The sequence below is a fragment of the Polaribacter sp. L3A8 genome, assembly GCF_009796785.1.
Classification (GTDB): Bacteria; Bacteroidota; Bacteroidia; order Flavobacteriales; family Flavobacteriaceae; genus Polaribacter.
In genome coordinates, this window is sequence record NZ_CP047026.1 from 3,035,143 (window position 1) to 3,057,903 (window position 22,761).

Here is a 22,761-nt window from a genome sequence, read left to right on the forward strand (position 1 = left end):
GTAGGTAGTAATTATGTATATGTTTAATAAATAAAAGAATTTTTTTAACTGAGTTTTTTACCCTGAAATATAATTTCCATACTTTATTTTTCGGAGCAAATAAATGGTTAGACTTGATATAAAGAAGCAAATTATTGACGTTACAGGGATACTAATGAGTGGGTTTGAAAACTTCCAATTTATTCCAATTTTATTTAAAAGAATTAGTATAAGAATGTGAACTAAATAAATTCCAAAACTCTGATTACTCAAAAATAAAATTAAGTTTTTAATTATTTTGTTTTTAATTATTAAATTCTTAAAAAACAGAAAAACACCTATAGAACTAATTAGTACATTAGGTGTTAGGTACTCATATAAGTATTCTGAGAATTTATTGTTTTTATGAGTTAAATAGTGTGTGCCCCAGATAGTGATTGTTGTTCCTATTATTATGAATAGGACTGGTATATATTTATTTTTTATTGTTAAATTAGATAAGAAATAACCTAATACTAAATATCCAATATATCCAGAAAAATTAGTCAAAGGAATATTGGGAAGATAAGTCTTCAAATAAGGAATACTGTAAATTATTGTGGCAAACCAAATTATTAAAAAGTAAAGTATTTCATTTTTACTCGAGTTTTTAATCCATTTTCTTAGAATTGGGATGAATAGGTAAAGACCAAGCAGTGTATAAACAAACCATAGATGACCTTGACTCCCATAAAATATGTTTCTTATAACCATTTTAATGAAACTGATAGGTGAAAAAGATTTTTCTCCAACCAATACATAATCATAAAATATATAAATTAGACTCCAAAAAATTAAAGGAGGTATTATTCTCCAAAAACGTTTTTTAAAAAAATAACTTAATTCGTAATCCTTACTTAGTAAAAGAGCTCCACTAAGCATAAAAAAAACAGGAACGCAAAATCGAACCATCCCATCATAGAAATTTCCAATGTTCCAAATTTCTTCTGTGACTCTCCCGTATTCATATAGAATTAAACCTGACACGTGTAGTAAAATGACCGCAAACGTAGAAATAACTCTAAGACTATCTAACCAAATTATTTTTTCTTTCAATATTTTTTTATTTTAAATTAAGACTAATGGTTAGTGCTGAAGATTTTTTATGTAAATTTAACTAAAAATAACTTAAAATCTAAAGGTTTTTATCTGCGTTAGGTTTTTCTGTAAGACAAAATATTTAAGCTATTAATTATGCATGTCTTAAGTTTTTTTAATAAATTATAGATATAATTAGAAAGAATTAAGGCTCATATATACGGCTTAATGTGGTTAAGAAAGAATTTGTTATATCGATAATCCAAGGAAATTTTTAAAAATCCAAAATTCAATTGATTCTATAACTTCTTGAAGGTTTTAGTTTTTGCAACTGAACCCTACTAACTTACCTTATATTTATCTTCAATTATAGCTTGTACGTTGTGTAGATTTTACATTTTTAACGCCAATATTTGCGTCAACAAAATGAGAATTACCAACGATTTGTAATAAGAATAGTCCGAGGAATAATGCGTATTTAATACTTTATAATTTAGGTTCAGTGTTTTTTTATCAAGCGAATGCTTCTTATTATTCTGTGTAGAAAAGTAATAGATGCTTTAAATTTTAGTTTTCTTTTGGTTTGTAAATAACAATTACTTGAATTAGAATTGCAAGAAAAATCAATATATAAATTTCTATTTTTGTAAAAAGCTCTACCGAATCAATGGCTTTTTCACTTAAAAACATTTGTCTTTTACCTTCATCTAACTGAATTTTTGACAAATCATTAAGATTTAGTTTTACTGATGAAATATGATTGATTAAAGGTGTTTTATCAGTAAATTTAGACTGGATGAAATTGGTTTCTGAGCTTTTTAATATTTCTAAATTATTTTTATAATCACTAAATATTTTTTTCTCTTGTAGTGTTAGATTTGTTTGTTCAAACAGCTTAACAAAATCTTGAATATCTTGGCTAACTTTTTTATTTCTGTTTGAAAAAAATACGGAATCTGAAGCAACAACAGCCAACTCTTTTTCTTGTACAGAGTTAGACATTTTAAAGATTAAATCTTTTGCAATAAGTCTATCTTTATAAATTGCAACAACAGAATCTTTAACTCTAGAAAAATTGTTTCTATCAATAAGATTTGTTGCAATAATTAATATAAAAACCATTAAAATACCAAGAACCCATTTTACTTTGTTGTAGAATACCATAGTTTATTGTAAAAATTAATACCTATCAAATTTAAATAAAATGTAAACTATTAACAAAAAAAAGTCATAACTGCTTATAATTCTACAATAGAAGAAACTAATTTACTGAATAGAAAACCAAAGAGTTTGTTAATAATTTAACTTTAAATATTCTCTTTTTAACTACACCTGTTAATTTATGTTTTTAAGAGAAGAGTGCTTTTAAAATTGATTTTTTTTTATTAAACAGCCAAATCGCTTTCATCTTCAATGGTTTTAAGTTTGTTTTTTCTAGCTAAAATAGCTAAACCAAAAGTTAGCAAGCCTAACCTACCTATAAACATCACAAAGATTATTACCAATTTTCCCCAGGTACTTAGATTACCAGTTATGCCTGTACTTAAACCAACGGTACTAATAGCAGATGTAGTTTCAAATAAAATTTGATGAAGAGGTAAATTTTCTGTGATAGCTAATAAAAAGGTAGAAATAAAAATAACAGATGCATACAACATAAAAATGGAAGTTGCTACATATAAACGTTCTAACGGAATTACTTTTCCTAAAAAAGTAACTTGTTTATTATTTCTAATTCTGTTCCACATTATAGCAATTAGTGCTGTTAAAGTGGTTGTTTTTAAACCACCGCCTGTACCAGACGGAGAAGCGCCCACATACATTAAAAAGATAATTATTAGCATAATACCTAAAGAAAACGAACCTATTGGTACAGTGTTAAAACCTACTGTAGTTAAGGCTGTCATAGATTGAAAAAAGGAAATCATAAGTTTGTTTTCGCTTAAATGATTTACAGAAGGTTCAAAAAAGTAAATCATTGCAGTACCAATGGATAGTAGTGTAATAATTGCCCCGAAAATAATTTTGGTTGTAAAGGTGATATTTTTTGTTTTACCAACAATTCTATTCCAAATATCGGTAACTACAATAAAACCTAATGATCCACTTATGGCTAGTACAGAAATAATAGTGTTTATAGAAGTGTTACCAGAAAATTGCTCAAAGCTATTGTTATAGAGTCCAAAACCAGCAGTACAAAAAGCAGAAACACTATGAAAAATACTGCTCCAAATGGCAAAATTATGTTCAACTCCTTCTTGTCTAAAGGCAATGTAAAAACACAATGCACCAATGGTTTCTACTGTAAATGTAAAAATGATGACCGATTTTAAAAAATCTTTCAATTCAAAACCTTTAGGCATGGTAAATTCTGCATTTAATACACGGTGATGCCAATGTGTTAACGGACTCTTTTTTGATAATAATATAAAGGAAGTAAAAGTCATATACCCAATACCACCAATTTGAAAAAGCAACATGATAATAAATTGACCAAAGCCATTATAAGTGTCAAAAATACTAGCAGTTACTAATCCGGTGGTTGAAATAGCCGATGTGGCAATAAATAAATTGTCTACTATTAAAATGGTTTGCTTGTGAAAAAACGGGACGCACAGCAATGCCCAACCTATTATAGTATAAGTTAAAAAACCATAAAGTAGATTTTGTTGGGGAGTTAGTGATAATTGAAATTTTCGATATGTTTTTGTAATCTTTTTCATGTTATTTAATTTTATTATTTAACAAGGTTTATAGTATAAAATTAGAAAGAGAAATAGAGATAAATGGCAATTACAAAAGCCACCATTATAATTGTAGGAATAATTAAATGCGCTATATCTTTATGCCAATTTTTAATAGATTGGTATGGTTTTGCATTATCCTCATTATAAAAAATATCTCATTTCATTTCTTTGTTTTTTTTGATACTACAAAGGTGGGCTGAAAGGGATAAGTAAAAAATTAATAATTAGACAGTATCTATAAAGATTTTATAAAGACTATTGAAAACGATAACCAACACCGCTTTCTGTAATAATATGTTGTGGGTTATTTGGGTTTTTTTCAATTTTTTTACGAAGTGTACCAACAAAAACACGCAGGTATTGCGTTTCGGTTTGATAGCTGTACCCCCAAATTTCTTTTAGAAGATATTGATGTGTTAAAACTTTGCCTTCGTTTTTAGCAAATAAGGCCAATAAATTATATTCTGTAGATGTAAGTTTTATAATTTCATCATTTCGTTTTACAATGCGGGCTACTAAATCAATGATAATAGATCCACAAATAATAACAGAATTATTTTCGGTATTTTGACTTCGTTTTATTGCAGAACGTATTCTAGCCAAAAGTTCGCCTGTGCGGAAAGGTTTGGTTAAATAGTCGGTTGCACCATTATCTAGCGCAGAAACAATATCGGTTTCATTGTCTAGTACAGATAGAATAATGATAGGTCTATTATACCATTCTCTTAGTTCTTTTAAAATGTCGTGGCCGCTTTTATCGGGTAACCCAATATCTAGTAAAATTAACTCTGGTGGATGGTTGGCAGATAAAATTAAGCCTTCATTTCCGGTACTTGCTTGGGTTACTTTATAATTGTTACTTTCTAAATTTATTTGAAGTAATTTTCTTATTTGTGGTTCATCATCAATAATGAGTATTTCTGCCTTATTCATTTTCTATATGTATGTTTAGTGAAAATTCACAAGGAATTTCAATTCTAAATTTAGCGCCACCTTGCAATAAATTTTCTAAATAAACTTTTCCGTTCATTGCTTCTGTAAAGCCTTTCACAATAGAAAGACCTAAACCAGTTCCGCCAGTAGAGGTTCTTGTTAAACGGTAAAATTTATTAAAAACATTATCAATTTCATTGTCAGGGAATCCTTTTCCATTATCAAAAATAGAGATAATACAATGTGTTTCATTATAGTCTAATTCAATTGATATAGTAGTGTTTTTTGGTGTATGCTGAATAGCATTATGAATTAAGTTGTAAAGAATTTGTTGTATTAAACCGTTGTCTATTCTAAAAAGTGGTAGCTGCTCATTTGCTAAAAACTTAATGTTATGCTGGCTAGCGTCATCTGCATTGTCTTTAATTGCTGCGAAAACAAGTTCGTTTAAATCGCACCAGTCTATTTTGGGTTTAATAAAACCAGCCTCAAGCCTGCTCATACTTAAAATATTTTCTACTTGTTGGTTTAACCGAAAGCTTGCAATTTCAATCTCTGTATAAAGTTCATTTTTGTTGTTTTCAGAAATGTTAGTTTGGGGGTCTTTAATGGTGTCTATTGCACCAATTATCGTTGCAATGGGGGTTCTTAGTTCATGAGAAAGTGAATTAAGTAAAGTATTGTATAGTTTAATAGATTTTTCTTTTTCAGCCTCATCTCTTTCCTTTCGTTCTACTTCTCTAATTTTGTAAGTTAAAACGGCATTTATAGAGGCAATAACAAAATACATTAAAAACATTAATGCATCTTCTGCTGTGCCAATGTGTAAATTAAATGTTGGCGGAATAAAAAAGAAATTCCAAATTAAGGCACTTAATATTGAAGAAAGTAATACAGGGTAAATGTCAAAAAGAATGGCATTAACAGAAACTACTAAAAGCAAAATAAGGGCAACAGCTCTGTAACCAATAATATTAATAGATATAAAACATAATACAGCCGTTATTGTAATAAGTAAAACACTTATTAGGTATTGTTTTTTTCTGCTGTATTTTCTTGTTTTAAATAAGTCCAATCTTTTTATTCAAAGTTAATGATTGAGTTGTAAATATTTTATAAAAACTTTAAGCTTCGGTAAGGTTGAGTATTTTAATTTATTTTATCAAAATTTAACGCTTAGAATCGTTTTGTAAGGAAATTAAAATTTATCAGTAAAATAATAAAACATATATCGATTTTAAGAGAAAAAAGACGCTATTAGTAATTTAACTTTAGCTCTTTTCTTTTGGGCTTGTCTGCTAATTTATGTTGTTCCCAATAAGGTTCATTTCTACTTGCTTTTAGTGTAGCTGTTGTTATTAAATTAGTTTCATCACTTTCTGACCAACCTAAGATTTTGTAGGGAAACTCTTTTTCTACATCAATAGAAATTGTTCTATCAATATTTAAGTATTTTATTTGATAACTTAAAGTTTTGTCTGTTGTTGTTTTGCTGATGATTGCTTTTTCTACGTCCATCTTTTTATGCTTAAAACGACTGTAAATAGTAGATGGAATTAAATCTATTTTTCCTTCAGGTAATTGCCCTTTGTTAATACGAATTCGGGTCATTAAACCTTCTTCTAAAAAGGCTTTTTTTATTGTTTTTTCTTCGTCGCCTTCAGGTTCAAAGTAAGAGAATTGTTTAAAATTATATGCGGTATCAGTAAGATTTAATTGCGTAAAAGTATGTCCGCACCATTCTTGTATACTTGTAGATGCTTTTAGCGTAAACGGATACTTTGTAGTGTTGACAGGTGTAAAAGTAGAGGTAATGATAGAATAATCATAAATACCAGTATAAAACTTACGTACATGGTTTAATTTCATTACAGAAACGTTGTCGTTACCTGCCTTTTTGGGGTAGTCTAATTTAACTTGTTTGCTTATAGAAAAAGGTTCTGTAACAAAAACTAAAACAACTTCACCATCGCGTATTTCACCGTATCTAGCTTGTTTTAAAGTATAACTACTTAATTCTGCTTTACCAGAATACCAGTATTTATTAAATGCATCGTTTATAGAAAGTGCGTTGTTTCCTTTATTTGCAGTTACTTGGGGAGCTGTATTGGTTTGTCCGGATTGGCAACCGATAAAAGAAAAAAGAAATAGGTGAAAAAGTGTTGTTTTAATATTCATAATTTTCGATTTACTAATTATCTGATAAAACTATTAAGCGGTTTTAATGCAGAGGTTAAAAATAAGTAAGTCGTTTTTTATAAATAAGTTTACAAAACGAGTTTATAATTATTTTTTATCACTTAAAACCTTTAATAGATATTCATTTTGTTTTTCTAAAAGTTCATTGGTTTTGTTCATCAACTCAATGTTTTTAGGAGTAACAATAGCTTTGTTTTTTGGGTCGTCTGCTTTCTTTTTCATGGCATTCATTGCTTTTACAACAATAAAAACGGTAAAAGCAATAATTAAAAAATCGATGCCTGCTTCAAATAGTTTACCATAACCAATGGCAATTTCTTCAACAGTAATCTTCTCTTTAACAAGAACAGCTTCTCTTAATATAATTTTTTTGTTTTCCCACTTTGTACCATCTGTTATAAACGCTAATGGAGGCATTAAAACTTCTTTTACTAAGGTACTAACTACTTTATTAAAAGCGGCACCAATAATAACCCCAATAGCAATATCTATCATGTTTCCTTTTACGGCAAACTCTTTAAATTCTTCTAATAATTTAAATTTCATCACTTATTTTTTTACAATACCATTAAATTACAACCTCTAATATCAGAGTTGTCAAAACGACCAATAATCTCAAAAGTTCCGTTTTGGTGTACCTTGCCTAAATCTTGCGTAGCAATAAAAGAGCAAGAATTATAATTGGCCAAATCTATTACATTAATTCCGCCTGTTTTTCCGGTTTGTTGGATCGTTAAGGCATCTTCTGTATCTCTGGTAAGAATTTGCATCCAAGGAGGCGTGTCAAAAATACCATTTCCGTTAGAATATCCTTGACTCAGTAATTCTGTCATTCCGTATTCTGAGTGAATTTTAGAAACTCCAAATCCGTTTTGTAAAACCTCATGTAATTCTTCTCTAACCAATTCTTTTCTTCTGCCTTTCATCCCACCGGTTTCCATAATAATGGTATTTTTTAGGTAGAATTGTTGCATTTCTACCAAATCTAACAAAGCAAAAGAAACACCTATTAAAAGTACTTTTTGTCCTTTTTGATCTAATTCCGTTAGCTTTTTAGCTAATTCTTCTATATTATTGAGGTAAAATCCGCTTTCTACGTTTTTAGATTTCTTAATTAAATCATTTACCATGTAGACTAAAGAAGAACCTTTTCTTTCTAAATAATTTGGTAATAACGCCAAAACTACATAGTTTTCTATATTGCCATAAAAATGAGCAAATCCTTTTAAATAACTTGCTTCGTAAAGCTTAATGTCTGTTACATAATGGTTGCTTGTTAGGCTACCTGTGGTGCCAGAACTTGTAAAAGTTTCTTGAATCTCTTTTGTAGAAGAAAGTACTTCTCTACTCTTAAAAAACTGAATCGGTAAAAACGGAATTTCATCAACCTTTGTAACGTCTGAAGGATGAATATATAATAAATCGCAAAAAGATCGGTACACTCTATTATTTTTAAATTGATGTTTAAAAACGGATAGCGCAACTTGCTTAAAATCTTCTTGATTTTGGATGTTAAAAATATTGTTTTCCATATACTTTGCAAAAATAACATTATTAGACGCAACCTTTTTAAAATTTCTGCATCTTATAAGAAATAACCCAATAATGAAATTAAAAACTATAATGCTAGCAATTTTTATTTTGATGGTTTCATGTGAAAAAAAAGATTTAAGCTTAAATAAAAAAATACTTGTAATTGCATCAGAAAAAGTAGATTGTGTGGGTGTTTCTCCTCAAAAATGTTTTTTAGTAAGAGAAGTAGATAAACAAGATTGGAGCTTTTTTTATGATTCAATAATCGGTTTTACGTATGAAGCAGGTTTTGAATACGAAATTTTAATTTCAGAAAAACAACTAGAAAACCCGCCACAAGACGCCTCATCAATAGAATATAAATTGATACGTATTATTTCTAAGATAGAAAAAACATCAGAAAACTTAACAAATTAAAAAGAACTAATAATGAATTTAAAAAACCTTTTCCTTTTATTCGTTGTAACTGTACTTTTTTCTTGCGAAAAGAATGATGTTGCTATAGATACAGATAATTTATTGTTAGGAACCTGGGTAACTCCTGTTTATAATGATGAAACTACCACTTTTAAAAGAGCCAACACTTTACCGAGTGATGCGTATGGAATTTCGTTTAGCGAAAACGGTAATCTAGTAGAACGAACTTCTGGTTGGTGTGGCACACCGCCTTTATCTTATTTTAATATTGAAGGAAGTTTTGAGTTAGAAAATACACTTATAAATATTTCTACACAAAGCTATCCTACAGATTATGCATGGAGAATAATATCGCTTACAGAAAATGAATTGGTGGTAAAAAGAGAGCTTACAGCACAAGAAATTGAGCATAGATATCTAATGGATTTATTTAATGAAATTCAAGATTTGGCTTACAGCGTTTCTTGTTTAGATGCTAACAATTGGTTGTTTACGGCCTACGGAAAAAAGGCTTGTGGAGGTGCACAAGGTTATATGGCGTATTCCTCTAGCATAGACACTAGTTCTTTTTTAAATAAAATAGCAACTTATACACAAGCAGAAAAAGATTTTAACGTTAAATGGGGCATAATTTCAAACTGTTCTATAACTAAACCACCAATTTCTGTAGTATGCCAAAACGGATATCCAACACTTAAATATTAACTTAATTACACAAAAAAAATGAAAAAAACTGCCTTACTTTTATTTGGATTACTTGTATTTTATTCTTGTTTAAATAGCGACAATGATGCGCCAAATTACACCCTTGAGTATGTGCCAATAGATGCTGCCATAACGCCTGCAAGTTTTACTCTCGGTCAAATAGATACAATTACAGTAAAGTATTCTTTACCAAATAGCTGTTTTACTTTTGATCAAATTTATTACCAACCAAAAGATTCTACAAGAACCATTGCAATTATTGCAGTTGTAAAATTAGATGATAATTGTACAGAAGCTATTGTACAAGAAGAAAAAAAGATTGCCGTAAAAGCAACACAAGAAGAAGACTATGTATTTAAATTTTTTAAAGGAAAAGATAGTGATGGTGAAAATATTTTTGAGGAAGTAATAGTTCCTGTAAATTAGACCCATCAAACTAGAAGAACTCATAAAGGAATGCTGCAAGCAAAATATAGCAGCGCAAGCAGAGGTTTATCAGATTTTTTCTGATAAACTCTTTGCTGTTTGTTTAAAATATTCAAGAAATTATCAAGACGCAGAAGATAATTTACAAGATAGTTTTATGACTATTTTTAGCAAAATAGAACAATATAAAAATAAAGGTTCTTTTGAGGGGTGGTTAAAACGGATTACCATACATACTGTTTTACAAAAGTACCGAAAGAAATCTCCCTTACAATTTGTAAAAGAAGTTTCTGAAGAAGTAGAAGAAGAGGAACTTAGTATAGAAACAAATAATTTTAGTATTGATGTTTTGTTAAGCAGTATTCAGCAACTGCCAGATAAGTATCGATTAATATTTAACTTATATGTTTTAGATAATTATTCTCATAAAGAGATTGCAGAAATGTTGCAAATTTCTGTTGGAACCTCAAAATCTAACTTGTCTAGAGCAAGAAAAATTTTGAGAGATCAGTTAGAAATTTATCAAAATAAACAACAGAAAATACTCATAAATGAATCAGAATAATTTAGATAAATTGTTTCAAGAACAACTTAATAATTTGGAGGCAACTCCAAATAAAAGAGTATGGAACAATATTGAGTCTAAACTTAAAAAGAAGAAAAGGCGTGTAGTACCTTTTTGGTGGTTTGGAAGTGGCGTTGCTGCAATGTTACTTTTAGGATTGTTTTTATTTCCTTTTTCTGATGATAAAACAGATGCTATTAAAACGGATTCTAAAATTATAATTACAGAAAGTTCAAAAAAGGAATTAGAGATAATAGATAACGCTAAAGTAGATGCTGTAATTAAAAACGAAATAAAGGAAGAGATGCTTTTTGTTGATAAAAAATTAAATGCTAACTCAATTAAATCTAAAAGAAATACGATTAAAAATACCGAGAATAAAAACAAATTAGTTAGCACAAAAAACGCTATGAAAAAGATTTTTTTAGCTGATAAATTTACAAAGCCAACAGAAGATTCTGTAAATAATAATCACATTTCTATTGATGAAAAGGAAATAGTTGTTGCAGAAAATAAGAATATAAGTATTCAGAAACAAATTACAAAAACAGATAAAGAGTCGCCTAAAAATAAAGTAGATTTAAATAAATTTATAGAAAAAAAGGACAGTGTTTTTTATACAAAATCGTTAAAAAAGAAATGGTCTATTGCTCCTGTTTTTGCAGTATTAAAGTCTAATTCTTTTTCAAACGGATCTCCTATAAACGAGCACTTATCTAACTCTACAAAGGGTAAGAATTCTTTTTCTTATGGCTTTAATATAGGGTATCAAATTAATGAAAAATGGAGCATTCAATCTGGTGTTCATTTACAAGAAATGGGGTTTAAAAATAATCAAGTAACTGCCGTTCCTTCAATTTCAAAAAGTTCGTTACCCGTTGTATTTAATAATGGCGATTCTTTTTCTTTTAACGAGGAAGAGGTTGCCCAAAGCTCAGATTTTATAAGTAACTCTGCATTAAATAAAACCAGTTTAAATGGAGATTTAAGTCAAAATTATGGCTACATAGAAATTCCTTTAGAGGTAAAATATAATTTTTTAAACACTAAAAAGTTTAATACACAGGTTGTTGTGGGGTTTAGTTCTTTGTTTTTAAATAAAAATGCTGTAAACTTTAGCACTTCCATTATCTCTACATCAGGTAAATCTAAAAATTTAAACAACATTAATTTTAGTGGAAACTTAGGTTTTGATTTTAATTATTCTTTAAATAAAAAGTGGTCCTTAAACTTAAATCCAATGTTTAAAGCGCAGGTGCATACTTTTAGCGAAGATGCTAATGGTTTTTCCCCTTTCAATTTAGGGGTATATTCTGGTATTAAATATAAATTCTAAATAATACCTTTAATTATTTGCGTTTAACGAGTTTTATTGTTCGTTAATCGAAAAAAAATAATATTTTTTTTTTAATTAATTAATTTTGCAGAATGAGTTTTTTGATATATTTATCAAGGTTAACGTGTTTGTTTTATAAATTAATTTTGAGGCTCTTAAATTAACAATACGATAGGATATGACATTTTTAGCAATTACATATAGAACTTTTAGCGGAACAAAGGAAGTTATAGAAACATTAGAAAAAAAAGCAACACAATGGGTTGTATATAAAGATAATAAACCCGCTTATTTTGTAGATTTTTATGATTTAGAAAAAGAATCTAATGCTATGATGAATAGTTTAGTTTTATGTACTAAAAGATCTATGAAAGAGGTTTTAGATGTTATTAATAAGAAGAACGGTATTAATTTATCTGTACCTATTATATCCCGATTAGGTTATAAAAAAATTGTAAAATCTAAAAAGATTGAATTAGAATTAGAGCCAATTCCAGAAAAATGGTTGGCTTATTCTTTGTAAATTTTAACAACCAATTCATCCTTATCATTCATAGAAGCTCTATACATTCCTGCTGTATTAAATTCAAAAGACATATTTCCATTCTTATCTAAAGCAATAACACCACCCGTTCCTCCAAGTTTTGTTAGTTTGTTTTTAATAACATCTGTAGTAGCTTCTTTTAAAGATTTATTTTGATATTCCATTTGAGCAGAAATATCATACGCAACCATACCTCTTATAAAATATTCTCCCCAACCGGTAGATGATACTCCGCAGGTTTTATTATTTGCATAAGTTCCTGCACCAATAATTGGCGCGTCTCCAATTCTTCCCCAACGTTTATTTGTCATGCCTCCTGTAGAAGTACCTGCAGCAATATTTCCATTTTTATCTAATGCAACACAACCTACTGTTCCAAATTTTGCATTTTTAATATCAGCATCATAAAAAGCGGCTTTTTTATCGTTATGATCTAATTCGGTTTTTGTTTTATTTTTTATTCTTTGCAGCGATTGAAAACGTTTTTCTGTGTAAAAATAACTTGGGTCTACAATTTCTAAGCCTTTTTCTTTTGCAAAAATAGAAGCTCCTTTGCCAGAAAGCATCACATGGTCAGAATCGGTCATTACTTTTATAGCCAATTCAATAGGGCTTTTTACATTGGTTACACCAGCAACAGCACCCGCATTTAATGTTTTTCCATCCATAAAAGAGGCATCCAATTCGTTGGTTTCTTCATGTGTAAAAACAGCTCCTTTACCAGCATTAAATAAAGGAGATTCTTCCATTACTTGTATGGTTTTCATTACTGCTTCTTGGCTTGTTCCTCCGTTTTTTAAAATAGTATGACCTATTTTTACGGCTTCTTCTAGTTTTGCTTTGTAGGCTTCTTCTTTTTCATCAGATAAATTCTTTTTTAAAATTGTTCCTGCACCACCATGAATTATAATTGCAAATTTATGTTGTTGTTTCGTTGTATTTTTTTCTTCGGATGATGTTACTGTTTCTTGCTTGCATCCTACAGAAATTAATACTAACAAGATGATAAAAAAGGCATTTTTCATGGCTAAGTGTTTAGAATTAAACAAAATTTATTATTTTTGTTTAATTTACAATTAATTAAAATTATTCGTAAATTGGTCATTCGAATGTAAACAACAAAAACGGAATAGCAAAATGACAGACTTTGGAATACAAGAAGCTTTACAAGAATTAGGTTTAAAAAACATAAATAACGGAACTTCTACCGGTTCTAACAATTTTTCTAACGGAGAAATTATAGAAAGTTATTCTCCTGTTGATGGAAAGTTAATTGGAAAAGTAAAAACAACCACAAAAGAAGACTACCAAAAAGTGATGGAAGCTGCTACAAAAGCATTTTTATCATTTAGAAATATGCCTGCTCCACAAAGAGGAGAAATTGTGCGTCAGTTTGGTAATAAATTAAGAGAAAAGAAGGCAGCACTTGGTAAATTGGTTTCTTACGAAATGGGAAAATCTTACCAAGAAGGTTTAGGTGAGGTGCAAGAAATGATAGATATCTGCGATTTTGCTGTAGGTTTATCTCGTCAATTAAACGGACAAACAATTCCGTCTGAAAGACCAGGACATGTAATGAGAGAACAATGGCATCCAATAGGTGTTGTTGGTATAATATCTGCCTTTAATTTTCCTGTGGCTGTTTGGGCTTGGAACACCGCTTTAGCGTGGATTTGCGGTGATGTTTGCGTTTGGAAAGGTTCTGAAAAAGCACCTTTATGTACCGTTGCTTGCCAAAATATAATTACTGAAATTTTAAAAGAAAATAATTTACCAGAAGGAATTTCTTGCATTATCAATGGAGATTACAAAGTAGGAGAGATGATGACTACAGACACAAGAATTCCATTAATTTCTGCTACAGGTTCTACCAAAATGGGACGAATTGTTGGCGCAACCGTTGCACAACGTTTTGGAAAATCCTTATTAGAATTAGGCGGAAATAATGCCATTATTATTACGCCTACGGCGGATTTAAAAGTGGTGGTTCCTGGTGCTGTTTTTGGCGCTGTTGGTACTTGCGGACAACGTTGCACATCAACCAGAAGATTAATTATTCACGAATCTGTGTACGATAAAGTAAGAGATGCAATTGTTGGCGCTTACAAACAAATTAAAATAGGAAATCCTTTAGATGAAAATAATCATGTGGGGCCGTTAATAGACAAAGATGCTGTAAATACGTATTTAGCTGCTATAGAAAAAGCAAAAGCAGAAGGTGGAACTATTTTAGTTGAAGGTGGTGTTTTAGAAGGTAAAGGTTATGAAAGCGGTTGTTACGTAAAACCAGCAATTATAGAAGCCGAAAATCATTTTGAAATTGTACAACATGAAACTTTTGCGCCTATCTTATATCTAATGAAATATAGCGGAGAAGTAGAAAATGCTATTGAAAAACAAAACGGAGTTGCACAGGGATTGTCATCTGCAATTATGACCAATGAACTAAAAGAAGCAGAGAAGTTTTTATCTTATGCAGGTTCAGATTGTGGAATTGCAAACGTAAATATTGGTACTTCTGGTGCAGAAATTGGTGGTGCTTTTGGAGGTGAAAAAGAAACAGGTGGAGGTAGAGAATCTGGTTCTGATGCATGGAAAGTATATATGCGTAGACAAACAAATACCATAAATTACTCTGATGAGTTACCTCTGGCTCAAGGCATAAAATTCGATTTATAAGAGATCTTTTTTAATCATTCTATATAAAAACCCAACTTGTAAGAGTTGGGTTTTTTATTGATAAATTAAACTATCTTTAAGTTATTAAGTCTAAAGGTCATGAAATCAGTACATATACAACACTTATATAATAGAGTTGGTTTTGGGATAACACCAAAAGAACTTGTTCGTTTATCAAAAAAAAGTAAGAAAAACGTGGTAAATGAGTTATTTACTGCTTCTAAGAATGTAACCGATTTAAGAGGAGATATTTCTTTCTTGAAAGGCAAAACGTATAAAGATTTTAAAGATAAAGAGCAGAAGAAAGAGCTTCAAAAAATTAGTAGAAAAAAAGTACAAGAATTTTCTATTGCCTGGTTTCAAAGATTAAATAACCCTTCTGAAGTTTTACGTGAAAAAATGACCTTATTTTGGGCAAATCATTTTGTTTGTGAGAGTAAAAACATCTTATTTGTAGAGAGTTACAATAATGCTTTGCGTAAAAATGCTTTGGGTAATTTTAGAGATTTCACAAAAATTGTTTCTAAAGAACCAGCAATGTTGGCATATTTAAACAACAAACAAAATAAAAAAAAGAGTCCGAATGAGAATTTTGCTCGCGAATTAATGGAGCTATTTACTTTGGGGCAAGATCAATATACAGAGCAAGATATAAAAGAGTCTGCAAGGTCTTTTACAGGTTATAATTATAATTTTAGGGGGCAATTTACTTTTAAAGAAAAACAGCACGACAATAAAGAAAAAACTTTTTTTGGTAAATTGGGTAATTTTAATGGTGATGATATTATAGACATTATTCTACAAAAGGAACAATGTGCAAGGTTTATTTCAGAAAAAATTTACACTTATTTTGTAAATGAAAACATCAATAAAAAACATATTGATGAAATGGTTGCTGTGTTTTATAAAGATTACAATATCAAAAAATTAATGAGTTTTGTCTTACTTTCTAAATGGTTTTATGAGGATGAAAATATTGGAACAAAAATAAAATCGCCCATTGAATTTTTAGTTGGCATTAATACAATTGTACCTTATAAAATAGAGAAAGAGAGACAAATTATTTTGGTTCAAAGATTATTAGGTCAAGTATTAATGAGTCCGCCAAATGTTGCCGGATGGAAAACAGGCAGAAATTGGATTGATAGTAATACCATTGTTACACGCTTACGTTTGCCTTCTGTACTGCTAAATAATGCTGAAATTGCGTATTCAGAGATTGGAGATGAGGAAACCATGATTACCAATTTTAAGAAAAGAAAACTTCGTAGAAAGGCTTTTATAAAAGTAAGTGCAGATTGGAATTCTTTTGAAGAAAATTATAAAAACAATACTAACAAAGAGTTGGTGCATCAAATAATTACTTCAAAGATTAATGCGGGTACCGAAGAAATGTTAGAAAGAAATCAGCAACTTTCTAAACACGATTTTGTTGTACAATTAATGAGTTTACCAGAATATCAACTTTGCTAAATCAAAACATATGAACCTTTCTACTAACAAATACATGATAATTTTTCTATTTAATTTTGGAAAGCAATATGTAACCATCAAAAAAAAATAAAAACGACCACATGAAACGTAGAGATTTTTTAAAACAGACAACTTTTGCTTCGGGGATGTTTTTTGTGCCTCAGTTTTTAAAGGCTTTCGAGAACAATTCAATGAAATCTTTTAGCAATAAAAAAGTAGTCATTATTCAGTTAAAAGGAGGTAATGATGGTTTAAATACGGTTGTGCCTTTTAACAACGATATTTATTATCAACAAAGAAGTAACATCGCCATAAAACAAAACGATTTATTTAAAATTTCTGATGAAGTTGGCTTGCATAAAAGTCTACAACCTTTGCAAGATTTGTACAATAAAGGCTTTGTAAGTATTATTAATAATGTTGGGTATCCAAACCCTAATTTATCACATTTTAGAGCTACAGATATTTGGCAAACCGCTAGTGATAGTAATGAGTATTTGCAAAACGGTTGGGTAGGTCGTTATTTAGATTACACCAAAGGAAATCCTTATAGTGCAATTGAAGTTGATGAAAGTTTGTCTTTAATGTTAAAAGGAAAAACCCAAAATGGATTGGCAATTACAGATCCAAAAATGTTTTATAATTCTATGCGTGCGCCATTTTTTAACAATGTGGTTGCTAATTATAAAGAGACGCATTTAAGTGAACATAACTTAGGATATTTGTACAATACCATGATTGATGCAAAATCATCTGCAAAACATATTTACGAGCAAAGTAATACCAAAAACACATCTGCAGAATACCCAAAAAATATTTTTGGCAAACAACTAAAAACCATTTCTCAATTTATAAATTCTGGTTTAGAAACACAGGTTTATTATGCAGGTTTAAGTGGGTTTGATACACATGCAAACCAAGCAGGTACACAAGAAAGGTTGCTAAAAATATATGCAGAAAGTATGGAGGTGTTTATTAATGATTTGCAAAAAAATAATGCTTTTGATGATGTTTTAATTCTTACCTTTTCTGAATTTGGTAGACGCGTAAAACAAAACGAATCTAAAGGGACAGATCATGGTACTGCAAACAATGTTTTTGTGATGGGGAAAAACTTAAAAAAGCAAGGTTTGTATAATGATTTGCCAGATTTAGGAAACTTAGATAAAAATGGAAACCTTACATATGAGATAGATTTTAGAGAAATTTATGCAACTATTTTAGACAAGTGGCTACAAGTAGATGATGTGGCTATTTTAAATAAATCATTTTCTAAATTGGGGTTTGTTTAATGTTTGTTGTTGTTAAAAAAACCATTAATTTCGTTTAAGTCCAGATAAATTTACTTTATCATCATTTCCCCATAACCGGAAAAAAACTTAGAAATAAATGAAAGCATTTTTAGCAAACATTATCATTAAAACGACGCTAAAGTTTAAAGACAAAAAAAAATACCCAAAAGGAAGTCCTTCAGAATATAAATTAGCCAAAAGATATAGAGAACTTTTAGTAACCTTTAAACGTAATTTAAAAAACGTAATACTAATAGTAATTGGTATTTTTTCTGCCTCTTTTGGTTTTAAAGGCTTTTTGCTAACCAACGATTTTATAGATGGTGGTGCTACGGGTATTTCTTTATTAATAGCTGCAGTTACAGGTGTTCCGCTTTATATTCTTATTATTTGTATCAACATTCCATTTGTGTTTTTGGGGTATAAAATTATGGGGAAACAGTTTGCTATAAAAACGGCTTTGGCAATTACCGGGCTTGCGCTTTGTGTGGCAATTGTTCCTTTTCCTAATGTTACCGATGATGATTTATTAGTAGCCATTTTTGGTGGATTTTTTCTTGGGGCAGGTATAGGACTTGCTATTAGAGGTGGTGCAGTAATAGATGGTACCGAGGTTTTAGCAATTTACTTAAGTAGAAAATTTGGTGCAACTATTGGTGATATTATCATATTAATTAATGTCTTTATTTTCTCTTTTGCAGCCTATTTACTTTCTATAGAAGTCGCGCTTTATTCTATGATAACGTATATGGCAGCCTCAAAAACCTTAGATTTTATTATTGAAGGAATTGAAGAATATATTGGTGTTACCATTATTTCTTCTCAAAGTAATAGAATAAGAGAAATGATTGTAGAAAAACTAGGTAGAGCTGTTACTATTTATAAAGGAGAAGGTGGTTACGCTAAACATGGTGTTAGTAAAGAGATGGACATTATTTATACCGTAATTACACGTTTAGAGGTAAACAAACTAAATACAGAAATAGAAAAAATAGAATCGAATGCTTTTATCATCATGAATAGTATTAAGGATATAAAAGGAGGGATGATTAAAAAAAGACCTCTGCATTAACCGAAGTTATTTTGGTAAAACTGTAAGCAGTATTCTAATTATACTGTACTTTTCTAATAACACGCATGGCCTCTTTGTATTTTATATAGGTAGTTTTATCTTCTAAGTTTCTGATATAAGTTTTTGCTTTTTTTAGTTGATCTGCAGCATCTATAAAACCATGAAGAAAGCAAATAAGGTAGTTTGTAGGTAAGCGTAAAACAGCTTCGTTTTCTATATCAGAAAGCGGAATTTCTTTCTCAATTTTTTGTATAATAGCTTTGTTGTTTTTATAAATGTGTAGCATAATACCAATATCTAATTTAGGAGGAACAAACAAAAATTCCTTTACAATATCATGTTTTCCGTTGTCTTTAAAGTTGATAATTGTTTTTTCTAGTGGATACAATTCTTCTTGCTTTTCTAAACCTAAATAAATGTATTCGGTAATAATAAAAGATTGATTATTGTAACTAATTTGTACATCATCTAAAGCAGAAAAAAATAGTTTTACTTGCTCGTTAATCAACTCAATATCTACTCTAGAAAAATATTCTTCTCCATTTATAATTTTCTTTTCTCCTGCCCAACACAACACAAATTGTTCTTTAAAAACCTTGTATTGTGGGTTGTATGCTGGTTTGTGGTTGTTGATAAAATCGAAAACACCATCTAAGGTTAATTTTATATTATTACTGGCGTTTTTTTCGATAGCTTCAACAATACCTTTATTGGTGTTTCGTAATTCAAAATTGCCAGATGATGGTATAGAATTGCTTCCTCGTCTGTAAAAAGTAGTGCCTTTTTTATATTTCCAAGTGTTTTTTAAAAGTGATGTAATTTTATTATTCGGATAAATAGTAACCAAACCAATTACTTTATGACGCGGTAGCCTCGGAAAAGGAACATTTTCATATTCTATTTTTGGTGGGTTTTTTAAATACGCATTCACTAAATTCTGAATTTTGCTGTCATCAAAAAAATCGACACCAACAATCTTGTTTTCTTCGTCCTCGATACCAATTACGAGGTAAGAGTTGTTTTCTGGATTGGAGTTGGATAAGGCACAAATATGTTTTAAAAACTTTGCTTTACCCTCTTTAGAATTTAAAGATAACTTTTGCTTTTTATCATAAAAACTATTCTCATCATTATGAGAAAGTAAGTTTTTAATAAGTAAGCGTTTGTTTATCATTCTTAATCTCTATTCAAAATTGTAGGTGTTGCCTGTGCTGTTGGGTATACCACTAAATCTTCAATATTTACGTGGTAAGGTCTAGATATAACAAAGTAAATAATATCGGCAATATCATCAGCTTGCAAAGCTTTATAACCTGCATACACAGATTTTGCTTTTTCGGAGTCTCCTTTAAAACGAACTTCAGAAAATTCTGTTTCTACTGCCCCAGGATGAATTGCAGACACACGAATGTTGTGTTTGTTTAAATCTATTCTCATCGCCTTATTTAAGGCGTTTACGGCATGTTTAGAAGCACAATATACATTTCCGTTAGGATAGACGTCTTTTCCTGCAATAGAACCTATATTAACAATAAAACCGTTGTTTCTATCCGTCATTTGCGGAATAATAGCTTTAGAAACGTATAACAGACCTTTTACGTTAATATCTATCATTGCATCCCAATCATCAATAGATCCATCTTGTATGCTAGATAAACCATGTGCATTTCCTGCATTGTTTATTAAAATATCAATTTTCTTAAAATTTTCGGGTAATGAATTTATGGCAGTCTCTACAGATGTTCTATCGGAAACATCAAACGGTAAAGTGGTTACCTCGGTAAGTTTGCTTAATTCTTCCTTTAATTTTGTTAATCTGTCAGTTCTTCTTCCGCAAAGAATTAAACGAATATTATTTTTTGCAAAAATTTCTGCTGTTGCTTTTCCTATTCCAGAAGTTGCTCCGGTTATAAATGCTGTTTGTTTCATTATTTTTTATGACGATTGTTTAAACGCTGTAAGAACGTTAAATATGGTTATAAAATTATGAAAACATCTGTTGGTTGTCAGTGTTTTAAGTATTATTTTTTTATCAAATTATTAACAAAGAAAAAACCGTCCTCCTCAGGACGGTTTATCTTTCAATTGGTAACTAACCAATCAAAAATCAACTAACCAAACTTTATTTTAAATTTCTTCTATTCTTTTGTTTTCTTATTACCTTAGTACGTTTTCTATTTTCATTCCTTACAACTTCTTTTAAATCTTTTTTAGAATTTTCACCTTTTAGGTATTGTACAAATCCCCTTCCTAAAAAATTATATGTGGTTTCAGAATTTACGTTATATAACTCTATTCTTACATCATTAATAACGGTCAACTCAAATTCTTCAATATCTCCTCCATCATAATTTAATGTTAAAATCTTTAAATCGTCATAACCTGTCACATCAAATATTTCATACCCACCTACATAATCCCAATTGATATTATCAATTTGTGTGCCAAAAGAATCTTGAGAACTATAAAAAGTTGTTATATTTTCTGGTGTAAAAGCTAAATAATTTTCATCATCAAAAGCATTTGGTACACCACCTTTAGTTGATACTTTTTCCCAACCAATATATTCTTGTAAAAAGTATTCTATGTTTTCATAAAACAATTTATCGTAATCAAATTCATTTACCTGATATCCAATTAAATAGTAATTAACGTTTTGTCTGTAATTGTATAATTTAATTTCATTATTAGAAAGCACTGTAACTTCAAAATCATTAATACCATCTAAATCATGGTTGGTTTCTAATATTCCATTGAAAGTATTGTATGTCCCAACATCAATACCAAAACCATCTCCTGTTCTGCCAATATCGGTAATATTGTTATTTGCATATAAAACACCATTTATAAAAGACAGTGTAAATGCTTTTGATACATAAGGTATATTACCGTTTCCTATCGTTTTATTATAATCTACATACCATAAATCATAATTAGAAACTACTTTTTCTAATGAAACTTGATTTTGATAACCATCGTCATATGAATCTTGATAAACTGTAGAACAAGAAGACAAAATTACTCCTGTAATGATAATTGTTAAAAGTATTTTTATTGATTTCATAAGCATGTTTTTAATGGTTATGTTTATGTAAATTCAAAATACGTGCCAAAAAAATCAGAGCATGTCTTAAAAAGTAATTATTTTGTCAATCTAAATTCATTTTAGATTATTATGAGACTAGATTATCAATCCTTCAATATAGTTAAATAAATTGAGTATGACAAGTTTTTATAAAACTTTTTATTTAGCTAATTGTTTTTTATCAAAAGAGAGTCAGATTCTTGTTTTTGGATATCTTTAATTTTAAAAAATTTTGTTTTTCCTTTTTGTTGATACTTGATCACTGCTTCGTTATCCTTTAAATTAAAAGGAAATTTTTGAATATTAGGAATTGGGTTCTTTAATTCTTTTATTGGATTTGCATCTAACGTAAAATCTTTTGATATGCTATTTTTCTTAAATTCTCCAAATGCGTATTTAAGTCCTTCGATGGTTTTAATTTGAATCTTTATTTTATTTTTTCTAAAATACAAACTATCAAACTGAATGTTATCTTTTGATGTATATCTTATGTAGATATAAGAAAGAGTATTTTTATGTATACCATTTATATTTTTGTAATAGGTACTAGATTGAATATTAAATGGTGGTTTTTTATCAAATTTAGAACCAGCACATTGTAAAAAAAGAAGTGTAATACTAATTATTGTTATTATTTTGATTGCTTTCATACGAATGTAATTTTAAACTAAATTTTCAAATTTTATGCCAAGAAACAAA

At 29.3% G+C, this 22,761-nt stretch carries 23 protein-coding genes; 10 read left to right on the top strand and 13 right to left on the bottom strand.

Annotation, left to right across the window (positions count from 1 at the left end):
- Positions 1 to 57: 57 nt before the first annotated feature.
- The 8 genes from GQR92_RS12295 to GQR92_RS12330 all read right to left on the bottom strand — a co-directional run bounded on the left by GQR92_RS12295 (position 58) and on the right by GQR92_RS12330 (position 8,467).
- Positions 58 to 1,074 (bottom strand): acyltransferase, encoded by a 1,017-nt coding sequence (locus tag GQR92_RS12295; protein ID WP_158839960.1) that lies wholly within the window; start codon positions 1,072 to 1,074, stop codon positions 58 to 60.
- A 549-nt stretch (positions 1,075 to 1,623) separates the two neighbouring features.
- Positions 1,624 to 2,220: an MCP four helix bundle domain-containing protein gene (locus GQR92_RS12300; RefSeq protein WP_158839962.1), complete on the bottom strand. Its 597-nt coding sequence runs from the start codon at positions 2,218 to 2,220 to the stop codon at positions 1,624 to 1,626.
- A gap of 221 nt (positions 2,221 to 2,441) precedes the next feature.
- A complete protein-coding gene (locus GQR92_RS12305) occupies positions 2,442 to 3,779 on the bottom strand; it encodes a TrkH family potassium uptake protein (RefSeq protein WP_158839964.1) in 1,338 nt (445 codons plus the stop codon).
- A gap of 279 nt (positions 3,780 to 4,058) precedes the next feature.
- Positions 4,059 to 4,736, bottom strand: a complete 678-nt coding sequence (locus tag GQR92_RS12310; protein WP_158839966.1) for a response regulator — start codon at positions 4,734 to 4,736, stop codon at positions 4,059 to 4,061.
- The gene (locus GQR92_RS12315) at positions 4,729 to 5,811 is read right to left on the bottom strand and encodes a sensor histidine kinase (protein WP_199269137.1); all 1,083 of its coding nucleotides are present in this window, start codon (positions 5,809 to 5,811) and stop codon (positions 4,729 to 4,731) included. Before GQR92_RS12315 ends, GQR92_RS12310 begins: the two co-directional genes overlap by 8 nt.
- Positions 5,812 to 5,993: 182 nt before the next feature.
- Positions 5,994 to 6,914, bottom strand: a complete 921-nt coding sequence (locus GQR92_RS12320) for a hypothetical protein (protein ID WP_158839968.1) — start codon at positions 6,912 to 6,914, stop codon at positions 5,994 to 5,996.
- Positions 6,915 to 7,022: 108 nt separating this feature from the next.
- Entirely contained in the window at positions 7,023 to 7,481 is a 459-nt protein-coding gene (gene mscL / locus GQR92_RS12325) for a large conductance mechanosensitive channel protein MscL (RefSeq protein WP_158839971.1), read from the bottom strand.
- Between the two features lie 11 nt (positions 7,482 to 7,492).
- The gene (locus tag GQR92_RS12330; protein ID WP_158839973.1) at positions 7,493 to 8,467 is read right to left on the bottom strand and encodes a LuxE/PaaK family acyltransferase; all 975 of its coding nucleotides are present in this window, start codon (positions 8,465 to 8,467) and stop codon (positions 7,493 to 7,495) included.
- A 73-nt stretch (positions 8,468 to 8,540) separates the two neighbouring features.
- Between GQR92_RS12330 and GQR92_RS12335 the strand changes: the two genes are divergently transcribed.
- The 6 genes from GQR92_RS12335 to GQR92_RS12360 all read left to right on the top strand — a co-directional run bounded on the left by GQR92_RS12335 (position 8,541) and on the right by GQR92_RS12360 (position 12,440).
- Positions 8,541 to 8,885: a DUF4377 domain-containing protein gene (locus GQR92_RS12335; RefSeq protein WP_158839975.1), complete on the top strand. Its 345-nt coding sequence runs from the start codon at positions 8,541 to 8,543 to the stop codon at positions 8,883 to 8,885.
- A gap of 12 nt (positions 8,886 to 8,897) precedes the next feature.
- Positions 8,898 to 9,590 (top strand): hypothetical protein, encoded by a 693-nt coding sequence (locus GQR92_RS12340; RefSeq protein WP_158839978.1) that lies wholly within the window; start codon positions 8,898 to 8,900, stop codon positions 9,588 to 9,590.
- 18 nt (positions 9,591 to 9,608) lie between these two features.
- Positions 9,609 to 10,016, top strand: coding sequence for a hypothetical protein (locus GQR92_RS12345; protein ID WP_158839980.1), 408 nt, complete (start codon positions 9,609 to 9,611; stop codon positions 10,014 to 10,016).
- A gap of 4 nt (positions 10,017 to 10,020) precedes the next feature.
- The gene (locus GQR92_RS12350; protein ID WP_158842138.1) at positions 10,021 to 10,581 is read left to right on the top strand and encodes an RNA polymerase sigma factor; all 561 of its coding nucleotides are present in this window, start codon (positions 10,021 to 10,023) and stop codon (positions 10,579 to 10,581) included.
- Positions 10,568 to 11,917: an outer membrane beta-barrel protein gene (locus GQR92_RS12355; RefSeq protein ID WP_158839982.1), complete on the top strand. Its 1,350-nt coding sequence runs from the start codon at positions 10,568 to 10,570 to the stop codon at positions 11,915 to 11,917. The genes GQR92_RS12350 and GQR92_RS12355 overlap by 14 nt, the downstream gene beginning before the upstream one ends.
- Before the next feature lie 178 nt (positions 11,918 to 12,095).
- Positions 12,096 to 12,440: a hypothetical protein gene (locus tag GQR92_RS12360; RefSeq protein WP_158839984.1), complete on the top strand. Its 345-nt coding sequence runs from the start codon at positions 12,096 to 12,098 to the stop codon at positions 12,438 to 12,440.
- Here GQR92_RS12360 and GQR92_RS12365 read toward each other — a convergent pair.
- Positions 12,428 to 13,486, bottom strand: coding sequence for an isoaspartyl peptidase/L-asparaginase family protein (locus GQR92_RS12365; RefSeq protein ID WP_158839986.1), 1,059 nt, complete (start codon positions 13,484 to 13,486; stop codon positions 12,428 to 12,430). The two genes, GQR92_RS12360 and GQR92_RS12365, sit on opposite strands and share 13 nt — an antisense overlap.
- Positions 13,487 to 13,598: 112 nt before the next feature.
- On the opposite strand from GQR92_RS12365, the gene amaB reads away from it, so the two are divergent.
- The 4 genes from amaB (at position 13,599) to GQR92_RS12385 (ending at position 18,977) form a co-directional block, all read left to right on the top strand.
- On the top strand, positions 13,599 to 15,140 hold the full coding sequence (gene amaB / locus GQR92_RS12370) for an L-piperidine-6-carboxylate dehydrogenase (protein ID WP_158839988.1): 1,542 nt from the start codon (positions 13,599 to 13,601) through the stop codon (positions 15,138 to 15,140).
- 99 nt (positions 15,141 to 15,239) lie between these two features.
- A complete protein-coding gene (locus GQR92_RS12375) occupies positions 15,240 to 16,613 on the top strand; it encodes a DUF1800 domain-containing protein (RefSeq protein WP_158839990.1) in 1,374 nt (457 codons plus the stop codon).
- Between the two features lie 101 nt (positions 16,614 to 16,714).
- Positions 16,715 to 17,905 carry a DUF1501 domain-containing protein gene (locus tag GQR92_RS12380; RefSeq protein ID WP_158839993.1) on the top strand — a complete coding sequence of 397 codons (1,191 nt, stop codon included), beginning with the start codon at positions 16,715 to 16,717 and terminating at the stop codon, positions 17,903 to 17,905.
- A gap of 97 nt (positions 17,906 to 18,002) precedes the next feature.
- Positions 18,003 to 18,977: a YitT family protein gene (locus GQR92_RS12385; protein ID WP_158839995.1), complete on the top strand. Its 975-nt coding sequence runs from the start codon at positions 18,003 to 18,005 to the stop codon at positions 18,975 to 18,977.
- A 34-nt stretch (positions 18,978 to 19,011) separates the two neighbouring features.
- On the opposite strand, the gene GQR92_RS12390 is transcribed toward GQR92_RS12385, so the two are convergent.
- The 4 genes from GQR92_RS12390 to GQR92_RS12405 form a co-directional block, all read right to left on the bottom strand.
- Positions 19,012 to 20,151 carry an ATP-binding protein gene (locus GQR92_RS12390; RefSeq protein WP_158839997.1) on the bottom strand — a complete coding sequence of 380 codons (1,140 nt, stop codon included), beginning with the start codon at positions 20,149 to 20,151 and terminating at the stop codon, positions 19,012 to 19,014.
- Between the two features lie 2 nt (positions 20,152 to 20,153).
- A complete protein-coding gene (locus tag GQR92_RS12395; protein ID WP_158839999.1) occupies positions 20,154 to 20,906 on the bottom strand; it encodes an SDR family NAD(P)-dependent oxidoreductase in 753 nt (250 codons plus the stop codon).
- Between the two features lie 193 nt (positions 20,907 to 21,099).
- Entirely contained in the window at positions 21,100 to 22,041 is a 942-nt protein-coding gene (locus tag GQR92_RS12400; protein WP_158840001.1) for a hypothetical protein, read from the bottom strand.
- 188 nt (positions 22,042 to 22,229) lie between these two features.
- A complete protein-coding gene (locus GQR92_RS12405) occupies positions 22,230 to 22,712 on the bottom strand; it encodes a hypothetical protein (RefSeq protein ID WP_158840003.1) in 483 nt (160 codons plus the stop codon).
- Positions 22,713 to 22,761 lie beyond the last annotated feature (49 nt).

What these genes read in the sequence shown, in the direction of transcription:
- GQR92_RS12300 (WP_158839962.1), bottom strand. Translation starts at nt 2,220, where the DNA reads ATGGTATTCTACAACAAAGTAAAATGGGTTCTTGGTATTTTAATGGTT.
- GQR92_RS12305 (WP_158839964.1), bottom strand. Translation starts at nt 3,779, where the DNA reads ATGAAAAAGATTACAAAAACATATCGAAAATTTCAATTATCACTAACT.
- GQR92_RS12310 (WP_158839966.1), bottom strand. Translation starts at nt 4,736, where the DNA reads ATGAATAAGGCAGAAATACTCATTATTGATGATGAACCACAAATAAGA.
- GQR92_RS12320 (WP_158839968.1), bottom strand. Translation starts at nt 6,914, where the DNA reads ATGAATATTAAAACAACACTTTTTCACCTATTTCTTTTTTCTTTTATC.
- mscL (WP_158839971.1), bottom strand. Translation starts at nt 7,481, where the DNA reads ATGAAATTTAAATTATTAGAAGAATTTAAAGAGTTTGCCGTAAAAGGA.
- GQR92_RS12330 (WP_158839973.1), bottom strand. Translation starts at nt 8,467, where the DNA reads ATGGAAAACAATATTTTTAACATCCAAAATCAAGAAGATTTTAAGCAA.
- GQR92_RS12335 (WP_158839975.1), top strand. Translation starts at nt 8,541, where the DNA reads ATGAAATTAAAAACTATAATGCTAGCAATTTTTATTTTGATGGTTTCA.
- GQR92_RS12340 (WP_158839978.1), top strand. Translation starts at nt 8,898, where the DNA reads ATGAATTTAAAAAACCTTTTCCTTTTATTCGTTGTAACTGTACTTTTT.
- GQR92_RS12345 (WP_158839980.1), top strand. Translation starts at nt 9,609, where the DNA reads ATGAAAAAAACTGCCTTACTTTTATTTGGATTACTTGTATTTTATTCT.
- GQR92_RS12355 (WP_158839982.1), top strand. Translation starts at nt 10,568, where the DNA reads ATGAATCAGAATAATTTAGATAAATTGTTTCAAGAACAACTTAATAAT.
- GQR92_RS12360 (WP_158839984.1), top strand. Translation starts at nt 12,096, where the DNA reads ATGACATTTTTAGCAATTACATATAGAACTTTTAGCGGAACAAAGGAA.
- GQR92_RS12365 (WP_158839986.1), bottom strand. Translation starts at nt 13,486, where the DNA reads ATGAAAAATGCCTTTTTTATCATCTTGTTAGTATTAATTTCTGTAGGA.
- amaB (WP_158839988.1), top strand. Translation starts at nt 13,599, where the DNA reads ATGACAGACTTTGGAATACAAGAAGCTTTACAAGAATTAGGTTTAAAA.
- GQR92_RS12375 (WP_158839990.1), top strand. Translation starts at nt 15,240, where the DNA reads ATGAAATCAGTACATATACAACACTTATATAATAGAGTTGGTTTTGGG.
- GQR92_RS12380 (WP_158839993.1), top strand. Translation starts at nt 16,715, where the DNA reads ATGAAACGTAGAGATTTTTTAAAACAGACAACTTTTGCTTCGGGGATG.
- GQR92_RS12385 (WP_158839995.1), top strand. Translation starts at nt 18,003, where the DNA reads ATGAAAGCATTTTTAGCAAACATTATCATTAAAACGACGCTAAAGTTT.
- GQR92_RS12390 (WP_158839997.1), bottom strand. Translation starts at nt 20,151, where the DNA reads ATGATAAACAAACGCTTACTTATTAAAAACTTACTTTCTCATAATGAT.
- GQR92_RS12395 (WP_158839999.1), bottom strand. Translation starts at nt 20,906, where the DNA reads ATGAAACAAACAGCATTTATAACCGGAGCAACTTCTGGAATAGGAAAA.
- GQR92_RS12400 (WP_158840001.1), bottom strand. Translation starts at nt 22,041, where the DNA reads ATGAAATCAATAAAAATACTTTTAACAATTATCATTACAGGAGTAATT.
- GQR92_RS12405 (WP_158840003.1), bottom strand. Translation starts at nt 22,712, where the DNA reads ATGAAAGCAATCAAAATAATAACAATAATTAGTATTACACTTCTTTTT.